Genomic DNA, 13,461 nt, shown 5'->3' with positions numbered 1-13,461 from the left:
CTCAGCCCTCGGAGATCTCGATGGAGGCGGGTGGCATCGAGCCGACCTGGAAGTCGACGGCGGTGGTGTCGGCGGGGGGTGCGGGGAATTGGGCGAACCACTGGGCGGTCGCGCCCTGACGGACGCCACCGGTGAACTGTGTGCACAGGCAGCGGCCCGAGGTGTCCCGGAGGATGAAGTACTTCTTCTTGCCCTTTTGGTCGATCAGGTTGGCGCCGGCGATGGACGCCCCGTTCTTGGACAACTCACGCTCGTCGCCACGCCAGTTCGCCGCGATCCACGTGTTGTCCGTGTTGTTCGTGACCGTCCCTTCGACGGTCACGAAGCCCCCCTGGTCACGCTTGGCGGACGTGACCGTGAGCGTGAGTCCGTTCTCGCCCTTGACCTCCGCGAGCACCGCGTCGGTCTCCGGCGTCTGCGTCTCCGCCTTGCCGCCACCACGGCTGCTGCTCTTGGTGGGAGCCGATGGGGACGAAGCCCCCTTGTCGGATTCCCCGTCACCTCCCCCGCCGCAACCGGCCACCGTGAGGAGCAGCCCAGCCGTGATCGCCACCGCGCTCAGAGCCGTACGGCCCTTCCTGGTGTGCCGAAAGTCCATCGGTACGGCTTCCTCTCACTCGGCCAGGTGCACGGAGAAGAGCACCGACGCGTCCGGTAGGTCGTCCGGGTTGAAGTCTCCGGGGTCGATGTTCACGATCTCCCCGTCGCAGTCGAGTTCGACGGGCTTCTCGGGATCCGCGTCCGGATCGAAATCGCAGCGCGGCTGAATCACCGCGACGGCATGGGCCTTGGCATGCATGCCCTCGGTGCCAGGGATGATCGAGTCGCCGACGGTGTAGTTGGTCTGGATGTCGGCCTGGTACCCGGGATAGCCGTTCTTCCTGACGAACTGCACGCCCTGGAGGCTGGAGTCGTTGGCGGCGGCCAACTGCTGAGCCGCGGCGTCCGCCCCGGCCCCGTCGGCCTCCTGATCGCCGTCCAGCCAGTCCAGCCAGTCGTCTTCCTCGCCGACGGCACCCGCCAGGCGGTCGATCACTTCGTCCCGGAAATCCTGTGCAGCCGCCAACGCGGCAGCGTCCGCCGCGGATTGAGCTCCATTGCGGGCGGACGCTGCTTGGGCGAAGGCGAAGAAGGCGAGCGCGGCGAACAGCAGAATCACCGTCAGCCAGATGTAGATGGGGAGGGTCTGCCCCCGGTCGCTCCGCGCTCGTACGAGGGTCAGCCGCCGATGACGTCCGTCACGGCGTTGAGGATGGCTGTCGAGATCAGCCCGTCCAGTCCGAGGCTGTCGATCAACGTGAAGATCCCCGCAATGATGATCATCAGGCCCGCGTACTCCACGAACCCCGCTCCCGCGTCCCGGTTCGTGCCCCGCATGCGGGAGACCACGGTTCGTGTCCACACGGTGAACCTGCTCATCAGCACTGCCCTCCCACCCGACGCCACTAACGACCCGAGCACCGTACGTGAGAAGTCGCCTACTCCGGGTGGGCCCAGGGGCCCAACTTCCGGGCCGTGGAGTCATCGGCTCCACCCCCCATGGGCCGTGCCCAGCCAGTGGGCGATCGCTTCGCTGCGCGAAGAACTGTGCAGCTTCGCGAAGATACGGTTGATGTGGTTCTTGACGGTCTTCTCGGTGATGAAGCAGGTGGCGGCGATCTGGCGGTTGTTCATGCCGGCGGCGATGAGGTCCATCACCTCCACCTCCCTTGAACTCAGGCCGAAATCGGGCTGATGGAGAGCGCGGCGGTGAAGTCCCGCCGCGGGTACGGGCCGAGCCTCCGACGACTGTGACACAGTTGATTGCAGATGCGAAGAGGGAGAGGGCGGTTGGTACGAAACTCCGAGTGAATCCGGGACAGTCGGGCGTCCCTGGCGGACGTCCCGCACCGCGGCGATCAGTTCGGCCGCCGTGAACTCGCCATGCACGAGATAGCCGGAGGCGCCTTTGCGCAGGGCTTCCGCCACGACCTCGGGTTCGCGGCTGTATGTCAGCATCATCACCGGGGCGATCCTGGACAGTTCGGGCAGCGCGGTGAGTCCGTCCGTGCCGGGCATGCGGACGTCGAGGAGGACCACGTCCGGGGTGAGGCGGGCGGCGCAGGTCAGCGCCTCCCCGCCGTCCCGCGCCGCCGCGACGACCGTGATGTCGGGGTGCGCGTCCAGCAGCGCGCCCAGGCCGGCCCGTACGACCGGGTTGTCGTCGGCCACGAGGACACGCAGGGGCGGGCCGGAAAGTGCCTGGTCAGGCATGTGCGGCCTCCTCTTGGGGAGTGAGGGAAGAGGGAAGGGCGGCCGACGGGAGCGGGAGAGTCAGACGGACCTCGGTGCCCCCTTGCGGGGATCGGTCCAGTGCGATCAGGCCGCCGACGCATGCGGCCCGTTCCGTCATGCCGAGCAGGCCGAAATGGCCGGATCTCGTCCAGGCGGCCAGCGCGACGGGAGTCGCCGTCGTCGGCAGTCCGACTCCGTCGTCCCGCACCCACAGCGCGAACTCGTGTGCCGACAGGTGGAGTTCGACCGTCACCGCGCTCGCACCCGCGTGGCGGTGGGCGTTCTCCAGGGCCTCGGAGACGATCGCCAGGACGTGGTGGGCCGTGGTGCAGGGAAGGACGAGGTCCGCTCCATGGTGCCGTACGGCCGCGGGGAGACCGGTGCGGGTCTCGAAGCCGGCCGTCATGCGGCGGAGTTCGGGGAGAAGGTCGGTGTCGGGGGCGGTCAGGTCCGTATGGCGCCGCAGGTCCGTCAGGAGGGTGCGGGACTCCGTGGCGGCGAGGCGCGCCGCGTCGGCCACGACCGTCGCCTGGCGTTTGAGTGCCGCCGGGTCCGCGCCGTCCGCCGTGACGGCCAGGGCTTCCGCGGCCAGCGCGAGGCCGTGCAGCGTCTTGGCCACCGAGTCGTGCATCTCCCGTGCCAGGCGGGCCCGTTCGGACTCCACGGCCTCCGCGACGGCGAGCCTGCTGGTCGCCTCGGACAGCGCCTGGCTGGCCGTGCCGAAGCGGAACATCAGATTGCGCAGGGTGACGCCGATGATGCCGGCGCCGATGCAGAAGCCCGCGACGAGAAGGGTGTTGGCGCCCGCGCCCGGCCGGTGTTCCCAGGCCCTGAAGACCGTGAGCAGGACGATGAGCTGGAGTCCGGTGAAGACGCCCGCGCCGCGCCAGCCGTACAGCAGGCCCGACAGGAGCGGGGTACAGACGGTGGCGTAGGCGAGGGGGGAGGCCGGGGACGCGGTGAGGAGCAGGACCGCGCCGAAGGTGAGGTCGAGGGCCATCAGGGTCGGGTGGGCGAGGAGGCGGGGGCCGAACCGGTCCCAGTCCCTGAGCATGGCGTAGGAGCCCATGACGCCGAGGACGGCCGCGGCGAGGACGGCGTAGCGGGCCAGGCCGTCCGTCGCGTTCGTCATCGCGAAGGGGGCACCGATCGCGATGGCCGCGAGGCGGACGGCGAAGGCCTGACGGCACAGCGCCTGGAGGGCGTTGAGCTGGAGGCGGATGCCGCCGGGGGCGGGGGCGTCGTCCGCGAGGTAGCCGGTGGGCCGTTCGCGGTTCCGCCCGAGCAGCGAGCACCACCGTCGGACCGTGTGGCCGGCGCGCCCGGAGCGGCGCGGGTCGGCGTCCATCAGCGCCCCAGGATCGAGCCGAAGTTCGTCCCCGAGCCCAGGAACATGCCGGTCGCGATCAGGATCATCGTCGCCGGGAGCATGAAGACGAGGGTGACCATCGTGGCCTTGGGGATGGTCTTGGCGGCACGGCGGCGGGCGTTCTGGGCGTCGGTGCGGCGCATGTCCGTCGCCAGCTGGATGAGGGTCTCGGCGATCGGGGAGCCGAGTTCCTCGCCCTGTTGGAGAGCCGACACGAACTGGGCAACCTGCTCGGAGGAGTTGCGCCTGCGGAGTTCGTCGAAGGCCTGGCGGCGGCTGACGCCCATGTCCATCTGGCGCAGGGTGATGCGCAGCTCGTCGGCCCAGGGCCCCTCGTACTTCTCCGCGACGCGGTCCAGGGCCTGGCGGAAGCCGAGGCCCGCCGAGACGACGACCGCGAGGACGTCGAGGAAGTCGGGCAGGGTGCGGTCGATGACCTCCTTGCGCTCGCGGACCGCCTGCCAGATCAGGGCGTCCGCGGCGACCAGGCCGAAGGCGAGGGTGAGCACGGCGAACAGGAGCCGGCCGTTCGAGAGGAAGACCAGACCGAGGACGACGCCGAAGATGCCGTACACCGCGCGGCGGGCCGCGTAGCGGTTCAGGGTCAGGCCGCCGGGGTTGCCCGCCATGTCGATGCGGCGGCGTTTGGCGTCCACCCGCCGGGGGCCCATCAGGCGCAGGACGGTCGGCGCGAAGCGCATGCCGAGACGGTCGACGGCGGAGTCCGCCGTGGAGACCCGGGTGCCGCCGACCTCCAGGGCGAGCTGGACGTCGCTGGGGAGTTTGACGTCGGCGCGGATCATCCGGACGCCCAGGAGGACGCCCGCGACGGCCGCGCCCATCAGGACGGCGAGCAGCAGCGGCAGCAACGTGATCCCTCCCTCACACTTCGATCTTGCCGAGCCGGCGGATGACGAAAAAGCCCACGGTGTAGAGGCCGAGAGCGAGCAGGACCAGCCCCTGGCCGAGCGGGGAGCCGGTGACGCGGGCGAGGGCTCCCTCGTTCGAGGAGTTGATCAGGACCAGGGAGCCGATGCCGAGGAAGGGGACCGTGAAGGCGGTCGCGTTGACCTCGGAGAGCATGGTGCGGACCTCACGGCGGGTCTCCTTGCGGTCCTCCAGGGTCTGGGTGAGGTTGCGCAGGGAGCTGACCACGGAACCGCCCGCCTTGTTGGCGAGTACGAGGGTGGTGACGAGGACGATCAGCTCGCGGGAGGGGAGTCGCTCGGAGAGCTCGCCGAGGGCGTCGTCGATGGTGCGGCCCAGCATCAACTGGTCCGCCACATGGGCGAGCTCCTCGCCCGCCGGAGCCTCCAGCTCCTCCGCCGCCATGGCGAGTGCCGTACGCAGGGCCAGGCCCGCCGCCGTCGCGTTGGCCAGCAGGCGGGCCACGTCGGGGAGTTGGTTGATGAAGGCCTCGATGCGCTTCTGCCGCTGCCAGTTGAGGAAGACGGCCGCGCTCCACACCCCGAGAACGGCGGCGATCGGACCGAAGAACGGGGCGAGCGTCGCGGCGGCGATCAGCCACAGGGCGACGACCACGGCCGTGACGTAGGTGAAGAACTCCCCCGCCGTCAGGTCGAGTCCGGTGGCCGACAGGCGCAGCTGGATCGTGCGGCCGAGGCGGGTGCGGCGCAGTCGGCGGTCGATGCCCGCGAAGCGGCGTACCCGGCCGGACGCCGTGCGCAGCGGGCCGCCGCCGGCGAGGCGGTCGACGAGCGCCTGCCGCTGGGCGCGGCCCGAGGCGTAGGAGTGCACGCCCGCGACGGCGAGTGTGCCGCCGAGGACGGTCCCGCCGAGGGCGAGGAGGGCGGGGTCGTTCACGGCTGCCTCCCTTCGGAGGTGGGCGGCTCGGAGGTGGGCGGCTCGAAGCTGGGCGGCGTCATCCGATGGCCTGCCGCGTGTTGAGTACGTCGATGGCCTCGGCGACACCGAAGGCGGGCGGCGGCGGCTCGTTGGCGACGTACAGCTTCTCCGCTACCGAGCGCGGCAGCGGGAGGTGCTCGAAGTGGCCCCGGACGACGCGGTCGGGGCCGACCGGGCGGGGCACGAACCGGGTGACGGGGGTGACCCGGAACTGTTCGCGGCCGTGCGAGACGAGCAGCGCGACCTCGGTGACCTTGCGGGAGCCGTCGGCGTGCCGGGACAACTGGACGACGACGTCGACGGCGGAGTTGATCTGGTCCTTGAGCGCCTCGAAGGGGATCTGGACCTCGGACATCGAGCCGAGGGTCTGCAGACGCATGAGGGCGTCCTCGGCGGAGTTCGCGTGGACGGTGGCGAGCGAGCCGTCGTGGCCGGTCGACATGGCCTGGAGCATGTCGAGGGTCTCGCCGCCGCGGACCTCGCCGACGATGATGCGGTCGGGGCGCATGCGCAGGGAGTTGCGGACCAGGTCGCGGATGGTGATCTGGCCCTTGCCCTCCACGTTCGGGGGGCGGGACTCCAGGCGGATGACGTGCTCCTGCTGGAGCTGGAGCTCGGCGGAGTCCTCGATCGTGATGATGCGCTCGTGCGACGGGATCAGCCCGGAGAGCGCGTTCAGCAGGGTGGTCTTGCCGCTGCCGGTGCCGCCGCTGACGATGACGTTGAAGCGGGCCCGGACGAAGGCCGCGAGCAGCATGAGCATCTGCTCGTCGAGCGAACCGAGGCCGATCAGTTCCGGGAGCGTGTAGGCGCGCGGGAAGCGGCGGATGGTGAGGGTGGGGCCGGTCAGGGCGAGCGGCGGGATGATGACGTTGACGCGCTCGCCGGTGGGCAGGCGGGCGTCGACCATCGGATTGGACTCGTCGACGCGGCGGTTGACCGTCGAGACGATGCGTTCGATGGTCTGCATGAGCTGCTCGCTGGACGCGAAGCGGAGCGGCAGCTGTTCGACGCGGCCGGCCCGTTCCACGAAGATCGAGTCCGGGCCGTTGACCATGATCTCGGTGATCGAGGCGTCGGCGAGGAGCGGTTCGAGGACGCCGAGCCCGAGGGCCTCGTCGACCACCCGGCGGATCAGCTGGGAGCGCTCCGCGGTGGAGAGGACCGGGCCCTCGCGGCTGATGATGTGGCCGAGGACGCGTTCGAGACGGACCCGGCGTTCGGCCGCGGCCAGGCTGGACATCTCGGCGAGATCGATCTCTTCGAGGAGTTTCGCGCGGTAGACGGCGACGAGGTGTCCGTCCTCACGGGCGGGTCCCCCCTCGTCGGGGGCGGCGATACGGGAACGCAGGCTCATGGTCTCGGCTCCTCCCGGTCAGTCGTCGGTGGGCATGGTGGCGTGGCGGGTCACGGTGTAGGGGCCGAGCAGGGGGATGACCCCGGGGACGGTGACCTGGACGGTGGCGGTGGTCAGGTCGGGCCCTCCCCCGGGCGTCACGCTCGGGTTGAGCCATCCGCTCACGGCGGCCTGCCCCGCCGCCGCGCCGTCGCCTCCCTGTGACTGGACCCGCGCGGCGGCGCGCGCCCCGGAACCGGCCTGGCTGACGCCGTACCCGATGAGGCCGAGCTGGATCGCCGCCATCCCGATGAGCAGCAGGATGGGCAGGAACCCGGTGAACTCCAGGATGGAGACACCCCGGTCGCCCCGGGGCCGACGCGCGGCACGGAACCCGCCCGAGGGGCGGAGCCCGGTCGTGGCGCGGTGCCGGGCCACGACCCGGCGACCGGTCACGGCATGGAGGAATCTCGTGGCGCCGGACCCGTGCGCGGCGCGGCATCCGCTCGTCGAACCGGGTCGGGGCGCGGGACTGGATCCGTTCGTGGCACCGGACCGTCGCCCGGCACGAAGCCCGCTCGTGGCACCGGACCCGTGCCTGGCACGGGACGGGCGCCGGAGGTGCGTCCTCATCCGTCGTCCCCCTCCAGTGCCGCGCCCGCGGTGCCCTGTACGTGGAAGCCGGCGTCGAAGCCAGGGAAGAACAGCGGGACGTCGACCTCGACGGTGGCCCTCATGACGGAGCCGGCCGGACCGCAGTCGATGTCGGCGCCGCTCCAGGCCCCCGGCAGATGCTCGTTCCCCGCCGCGGCGCACGCGCCCGTGACGTCGCCGTTCACCGCGTACGCCGCGGTGGCGGCCCGTGCCGCCTCGTCCGCCGCGTTCCCGGCCAGCGAGTACGAGTAGCCGTACAGCACGGCCTGCCACAGGATCGTCATGACGACGAGCAACAGCGGGAACATCCCGGCGAATTCGAGGGTGACCGCTCCCCGGTCGCCGCCCCGTCGCCGCAGTGCGAGCGCGCCCCGGTCCGACGCGGACGCCTTACGGCGCCTGCCGCCGGCCCCGCCTTCCTGGGGGACCACGAGACCCAGCTCGCCGGCCAGCGCCCACAGGGCCTGTTTGACGGTCGAGCGGGCGTCCAGGTCCTGGAGCCGCCCCGCGTCGACGACCGACTGGAGTTCCTTGAAGGCGGCGGGGACCGCGGAGCGGGCGACCTTGGTGCCGGTGACGCGTTCGACGAGGGACGGCTGGATCTCCGTACCGCGGGCGAAGCGGTTCACGACCGTCGTGGTCTCCTCCGCCTTGCGGATCTGGAGGCGGTCCCACATGCGGACCATGCGCTTGGCGGCGCGGACGGCGATCACGTCGGGGGTGACGAGGAGCAGGGCCTGGTCGGCCATCTCCACGGCCGCCGCGGTGGCCGAGTTCATCTGGGAGCCGCAGTCGACGACCACCACGTCGTGACGGGAGCGCAGCGCGCCGAGGACCTGCCGGGCCACGCGGTCGGTGACCTCCTCGCCCCGTTCGCCCTCGCCGGGGGCGAGCAGCAGGGCGACACCGCTGTCGTGGGTGTAGACGGCGTCCTGGAGGACGCGCGGGTTGATGTCGCTGATGGCCGCCAGGTCGGCCACCGAGCGGCGGAACTGCACGTCGAGGTACGACGCCACGTCCCCGGACTGGAGGTCCAGGTCGACCAGGGCCACATCGTGGCCGGACGCCCGTGCGGCGAGGGCGAGTTGGACCGCCGTGACGGTCGCTCCGACGCCGCCCTTCGCGCCGGTCACCGTGACGACGGTACCGCCGGGGCCCGCGTACAGCTCGGGCGCGCCGCTGTGCAGATGGCGGCGCATCCCGGCGGACCAGGCGGCGGCTGCCTGGACGCGTTCGGCGAGGGCGTCGTAGCCGAGGGGCAGGCCGATGATGCCGCGGGCGCCGGAGTCCATGGCGGCGGTGAGGACGCCGGTGCTGGTGTCGGCGGTGATGAGGACCACCCCGACGGCGGGGAAGCGCATCACGAGGTCGCGGATCAGGTCCAACGCCGGTACGGGACCTATGCGTTCATGGACCAGGACCACTTCGGGGAGCTCGTCGAGGGACTCGGCGGCGAGGCGCGCGAGGGTGTCGAGCAGGGCCGTCGAGTCGGGTACGGGCGGCGCGGGTTCGGTGTCGGCGAGCTGGCTCAGCAGGGTGGTGAGCGCGCGGGCCGAGTCGATGTCGCCGACGGCGGGAAGAATGCGGACGGTCATCGGCCCAGCCCCTCACCCATGTGCCGCGCACCGGTTCCTGGGCCCGGCGCCCCACGAACGCGCCGCCCCGCTCCGGCCCACCGGCCCGGCGGCCCGCCCGCCTGCCGTATGCCAGGGCCTCGGTCCAGTGCTCCGCGGGTCCGCCGTACTCCGGGCCACCGGCCCGGCGCCCCACCGACCCGCCGCTCCGCTCCGGCCCACGGGCCCGGGAGCCCGCCGGCCGGCCGGGCGACGGGCGCTCGGCCCCGGCCGTCGTACGTCCGGTGCGTCGGCGTCGCCGGCCGGCGGTCCGGACCCGTACACGTCGGCCTCGTACGCCTCGGCCTCGTGAGGGACCCTCGGCACCGCCCCGTGGGCATGGACCTCATGCGCGGCCTCCTACTTGTCCTCGTCGAGGGTGTACGTACGGTCGCCGGGCGCGACGGCCGCGTCGGAGCCGCCCGCGACCAGGGCGAGCCGGACATGTTCGGCGAACGACTCGGCGTACGCGACACGTTGGGCGTCGGCGGTGCCGAGAGCGAAGGTGATCGGGACGGCCTGGTTGGCGTTGTTGCGCCGGTCGGAGCTGGACTGGCCGGGGTCGAGGGCGGTGAGCTTGCCGACGTCGATGACGCGCGCGTTCTCGACGATCACCTTGGACTGGTCGGTGCCCTTGTCGTTCTCGGCCTTGAACGTGGCGTAGATGTTGACCCGCGAGCCGGGGTTGATCTTGCCCGCGACACCCGTCGCCGCGTCGATCATGATGGCGATCTCCTGCTGCCCGGCGGCCAGTCGGGGCCGCTCGACGATCATGTCGGCCTGGAGCAGCGAGCCCTTCTCCAGCTGGGTGACGGCGATCTTGCCGCGGATCTGGGAGAGGCTGGTGACGGCGGTGGACGACAGCCACCGCTCGGGCATCGAGATCTTCTCGAACTGGTCGGCCGACAGCTCCTTGTAGGGCGCGATGTCGTTCTTCAGGCGGTACGCCGTGACCTCCGGGCCGACCTTGGAGTTCACGTCGCGGATCACCGAGAGGACTCCGGCGAAGGCGCCGAGGGCGCACAGGACCGAGAGGACCAGCAGGATGACGCCGCGGCGCTGGCGCGAGTTCACTGAATCTCACCTCGTGGGGCGGTACCGGGGACTGGACCGAGCTGTCTTTCCTGCCGGGGAGCCGGGGGGTGTCCCCCGGGGTGATGCAGCATGTTCCGGACAACCTCGATCTACGGCGGACGGCGGGGTCGAGCGGTCGTGCCTGGTGCTGTTCAGATGTGCCCGAGGGCCTATGTGGCGCCTCGGGGCAGAGCGCGTACCGAAGAGGCTGCCCGGACGACGGTGGCCGGAAGCTCCTGTGCGGAGGGCGGTGGCAGGGGCGCGGCACAGAACCCGCAGCGGTCACCGATGAGTTCGAGGCCGCACCAGTGACACTCCTCCCGCCGGACGGACGAGACGAGCTGGTAGAGGACGGAGACGTCGTACAGGCCGGCGGCGAATTCGACGAGCCGCGACGTCCCCCACCAGCGGGCCGATTCCTCGGGCAGCGGGACGGTCGCGACACCCTGGACACGCCAGCCGGGGGCGAGGGTCTCGGTGACCCAGTCGGAGGGCGGCTGGCCCGCGGCCCAGAGCAGCCGGGTGCCGAACTCCGGTCCGGGCAGCTCCTCCTGACCGACTCTGATCAGTTCGGGCCGCGGATTGGCGAGTACGGCGAACTGGGCGCCCGGGACCCATGACTTGGCGTGCGACTTCAGCGAGACCGGGACCCGGTCGAGCTTGGCGACGGAGCCGAGCAGGGCGCCCGCGTAGATGTAGTGGGCGAGCAGCCGGGCGGCGGAGGCGAGCACGCCGGGGCTGAAGTCGCAGACGGAGAGCTGACGCAACTGCTGGGCCAGCAGGGCGATTCCGAGCGGTGGCAGGTCGATGCCGAGCAGCGCGATGCGGTCGCTCTCCAGGACGGAGCGGACGGTGTGGAGCCGCCGGGTGACGGCGCCCTCGACGGAGGACGGGTACAGGGCGATGACATACCCGTGCTGCTCGATGAGCGCGTGCATCCCGGTGAGGGAGTTCTCCAGGGTGTCGAGCGGCTGGACGACCGCCGGCGGGGTCTGCCGGTCGTGCGGTGGGAGCACCAGATCGGGACTGGTGACGGCTATCGCGGTCGGCACGCTGCACACACCCCGTTCGCTGTGGCGGGGTGGTCAACCACCGCCTCAGATCGCCCCTTTTATCGCCATGGAGCGTCACGGACGACCACAAACGGCCGCAGATCGTCACTGTGACGTCCTCTTGCATCAGCACCATATCCACGGCATGGCCCGCTCAACACCGAATCCCCGAGATCATCTCACCGAAGGTGCGGGCGTGATCAACGGAGAGTGAACCGGGGTGATGGCAACTCAACTCCCCGGTAAGGGTGTTGAGAACTCCAGAGGTCTTGACAACCGGATTGGTCTGGACCAACTTGTATCCACCGGCGGTGGCCACCGTTCCGTTCCCCCTCCCCCACCTCTTCCCGGAGGACCCAGTGGACCGCGTCACCCGTATGCCCAGGCGGAGATGGGCGGGAGCCCTCGCCGCCGCCGTCACCGCATCCGTCCTCTCCCTCACCGGCCTGGCCGGCCAGGCCCAGGCCGCCGACGTCAACAACGCCAGGAACGGCGGCTACGAGTCCGGCCTGAGCAACTGGACGTGTTCGGCGAGCAGCGGTGCGACCGTCTCCTCGCCGGTGCACGGCGGCGCGGCCGCGCTGAAGGGCGCGCCCGCGGGGCAGGACAACGCCAAATGCACCCAGTCCGTCGCCGTCAAGCCCAACTCGACGTACACGCTGAGTGCTTGGGTGCAGGGCGGCTACGCCTATCTCGGGGCCACCGGCACGGGGACGACGGACGTGTCGACGTGGACGCCCGACTCCTCCTCCTGGAAGCAGCTGACGACCACCTTCACCACCGGTGCCTCGACGACGTCGGTGACGGTCTACACGCACGGCTGGTACGGACAGGCCGCCTACTTCGCCGACGATCTCTCGGTGTTCGGCCCCGACGGCGGCGGTGGCGGCGACCCGGCCCCGACGGTCCCGGCGACCCCGGCCGGACTCTCCGTGCCCTCCACGACCTCGTCGTCCGTCTCCCTGGCCTGGAACACGGTGTCGGGCGCGACCGGCTACAACGTCTACCAGGGCGGCTCCAAGGTCCAGTCGGTGACCGGGACCTCCGCGACCGTCTCGGGGCTCGCCGCCTCCACCTCGTACTCCTTCCAGGTCACGGCGACCAACTCGGCCGGTGAGTCGGCGAAGTCGTCGGCCGTCACCGGGACGACGACCGCGTCCTCGGGCGGCGGGGGCGGCGGAAGCGTGCCCGCGCACGCCGTGACGGGCTACTGGCAGAACTTCAACAACGGCGCGACCGTCCAGAAGATCTCCGCCGTCCAGTCGCAGTACGACATCATCGCCGTCGCCTTCGCCGACGCCACGAGCACGCCGGGCGCGGTGAGCTTCACCCTCGACTCGGCCGGGCTCGGCGGGTACACAGTCGACCAGTTCAAGGCCGACATCAAGGCCAAGCAGGCCGCGGGCAAGAAGGTCATCATCTCGATCGGCGGCCAGAACGGCACCGTCTCCGTGAGCGACTCGGCGTCGGCCACGAACTTCGCCAACTCCGTCTACTCCCTGATGCAGACCTACGGCTTCGACGGCGTCGACATCGACCTGGAGAACGGCCTCAACGCGACCTACATGTCACAGGCGCTGCGGTCCCTGTCCGCGAAGGCCGGCTCGTCCCTCGTCATCACGATGGCCCCGCAGACGATCGACATGCAGTCCACGTCGAACGCCTACTTCCAGACCGCGCTGAACATCAAGGACATCCTCACCGTCGTCAACATGCAGTACTACAACAGCGGTTCGATGCTCGGCTGCGACGGCAAGGTCTACTCGCAGGGCTCGGTCGACTTCCTGACGGCGCTCGCCTGCATCCAGCTGGAGGGCGGCCTCGCCCCGTCCCAGGTCGGCCTCGGCCTCCCCGCCTCCACCAGCGGCGCGGGCAGCGGCTATGTCTCCCCGACGATCGTGAACAACGCCCTCGACTGCCTGACCAAGCTCACCAACTGCGGTTCCTTCAAGCCCTCCAAGTCCTACCCCGCCCTGCGCGGCGCGATGACCTGGTCGACGAACTGGGACGCCTCGGCAGGCAACGCCTGGTCGAACGCGGTGGGCCCCCACGTGCACGCGCTGTAGTTCCGTCCCCGCTCCCCGCCTGTTCCACTCCGCCTCCGTTCGCCGCAGCCGCGACGAGCGGGGGCGGCGGTCTTCCAGGACCGCACGGCGGAAGGGTCCGGTGACGCGGCCGACGCCGCGCTCCCGCAGCCGCACCCGCACCCGCACCCGCACCCGC

Annotated in this window: 13 protein-coding genes; 1 reads left to right on the top strand and 12 read right to left on the bottom strand. The window is 71.0% G+C overall.

Features of this window, described 5'->3' with window-relative positions; translation table 11 throughout:
- Nucleotide 1: 1 nt before the first annotated feature.
- From OG788_RS28730 to OG788_RS28675, 12 genes are all read right to left on the bottom strand, one after another.
- Entirely contained in the window at nt 2-598 is a 597-nt protein-coding gene (locus tag OG788_RS28730) for a hypothetical protein (RefSeq protein ID WP_406374332.1), read from the bottom strand.
- Nucleotides 599-613: 15 nt separating this feature from the next.
- Nucleotides 614-1,222 (bottom strand): pilus assembly protein TadG-related protein, encoded by a 609-nt coding sequence (locus OG788_RS28725; RefSeq protein WP_406376875.1) that lies wholly within the window; start codon nt 1,220-1,222, stop codon nt 614-616.
- Nucleotides 1,219-1,419, bottom strand: a complete 201-nt coding sequence (locus tag OG788_RS28720) for a hypothetical protein (protein ID WP_266848279.1) — start codon at nt 1,417-1,419, stop codon at nt 1,219-1,221. Before OG788_RS28720 ends, OG788_RS28725 begins: the two co-directional genes overlap by 4 nt.
- Nucleotides 1,420-1,521: 102 nt before the next feature.
- The gene (locus OG788_RS28715; RefSeq protein ID WP_406374331.1) at nt 1,522-2,253 is read right to left on the bottom strand and encodes a response regulator; all 732 of its coding nucleotides are present in this window, start codon (nt 2,251-2,253) and stop codon (nt 1,522-1,524) included.
- Nucleotides 2,246-3,622 carry a sensor histidine kinase gene (locus OG788_RS28710; protein WP_406374330.1) on the bottom strand — a complete coding sequence of 459 codons (1,377 nt, stop codon included), beginning with the start codon at nt 3,620-3,622 and terminating at the stop codon, nt 2,246-2,248. Before OG788_RS28710 ends, OG788_RS28715 begins: the two co-directional genes overlap by 8 nt.
- Nucleotides 3,622-4,512: a DUF5936 domain-containing protein gene (locus OG788_RS28705; protein WP_406374329.1), complete on the bottom strand. Its 891-nt coding sequence runs from the start codon at nt 4,510-4,512 to the stop codon at nt 3,622-3,624. Before OG788_RS28705 ends, OG788_RS28710 begins: the two co-directional genes overlap by 1 nt.
- A 13-nt stretch (nt 4,513-4,525) precedes the next feature.
- Complete coding sequence (locus OG788_RS28700) at nt 4,526-5,467, bottom strand: type II secretion system F family protein (RefSeq protein ID WP_406374328.1); 942 nt, start codon at nt 5,465-5,467, stop codon at nt 4,526-4,528.
- 58 nt (nt 5,468-5,525) lie between these two features.
- On the bottom strand, nt 5,526-6,866 hold the full coding sequence (locus tag OG788_RS28695) for a CpaF family protein (protein ID WP_351541141.1): 1,341 nt from the start codon (nt 6,864-6,866) through the stop codon (nt 5,526-5,528).
- Between the two features lie 18 nt (nt 6,867-6,884).
- The gene (locus OG788_RS28690; RefSeq protein ID WP_406376874.1) at nt 6,885-7,283 is read right to left on the bottom strand and encodes a TadE/TadG family type IV pilus assembly protein; all 399 of its coding nucleotides are present in this window, start codon (nt 7,281-7,283) and stop codon (nt 6,885-6,887) included.
- Nucleotides 7,284-7,474: 191 nt separating this feature from the next.
- A complete protein-coding gene (locus OG788_RS28685) occupies nt 7,475-9,094 on the bottom strand; it encodes a CpaE family protein (RefSeq protein WP_406374327.1) in 1,620 nt (539 codons plus the stop codon).
- 378 nt (nt 9,095-9,472) lie between these two features.
- Entirely contained in the window at nt 9,473-10,186 is a 714-nt protein-coding gene (cpaB, locus tag OG788_RS28680; RefSeq protein WP_351541146.1) for a Flp pilus assembly protein CpaB, read from the bottom strand.
- A 170-nt stretch (nt 10,187-10,356) separates the two neighbouring features.
- Nucleotides 10,357-11,238: a hypothetical protein gene (locus OG788_RS28675; protein ID WP_406374326.1), complete on the bottom strand. Its 882-nt coding sequence runs from the start codon at nt 11,236-11,238 to the stop codon at nt 10,357-10,359.
- Between the two features lie 377 nt (nt 11,239-11,615).
- On the opposite strand from OG788_RS28675, the gene OG788_RS28670 reads away from it, so the two are divergent.
- Entirely contained in the window at nt 11,616-13,304 is a 1,689-nt protein-coding gene (locus tag OG788_RS28670; protein ID WP_351541153.1) for a glycosyl hydrolase family 18 protein, read from the top strand.
- Nucleotides 13,305-13,461: the final 157 nt, after the last annotated feature.

Origin of the sequence: Streptomyces sp. NBC_00647 (assembly GCF_045207245.1) — a bacterium.
Lineage (GTDB): Bacteria > Actinomycetota > Actinomycetes > Streptomycetales > Streptomycetaceae > Streptomyces.
The sequence above is the reverse complement of the archived record's forward strand: the minus strand, read 5'-3'. Positions and strand labels throughout refer to the sequence as shown.

Excerpts from the sequence above, each read along its gene's own strand:
- OG788_RS28730 (WP_406374332.1), bottom strand. The coding sequence starts at position 598 with ATGGACTTTCGGCACACCAGGAAGGGCCGTACGGCTCTGAGCGCGGTG.
- OG788_RS28720 (WP_266848279.1), bottom strand. The coding sequence starts at position 1,419 with ATGAGCAGGTTCACCGTGTGGACACGAACCGTGGTCTCCCGCATGCGG.
- OG788_RS28715 (WP_406374331.1), bottom strand. The coding sequence starts at position 2,253 with ATGCCTGACCAGGCACTTTCCGGCCCGCCCCTGCGTGTCCTCGTGGCC.
- OG788_RS28710 (WP_406374330.1), bottom strand. The coding sequence starts at position 3,622 with ATGGACGCCGACCCGCGCCGCTCCGGGCGCGCCGGCCACACGGTCCGA.
- OG788_RS28695 (WP_351541141.1), bottom strand. The coding sequence starts at position 6,866 with ATGAGCCTGCGTTCCCGTATCGCCGCCCCCGACGAGGGGGGACCCGCC.
- OG788_RS28685 (WP_406374327.1), bottom strand. The coding sequence starts at position 9,094 with ATGACCGTCCGCATTCTTCCCGCCGTCGGCGACATCGACTCGGCCCGC.
- OG788_RS28670 (WP_351541153.1), top strand. The coding sequence starts at position 11,616 with ATGCCCAGGCGGAGATGGGCGGGAGCCCTCGCCGCCGCCGTCACCGCA.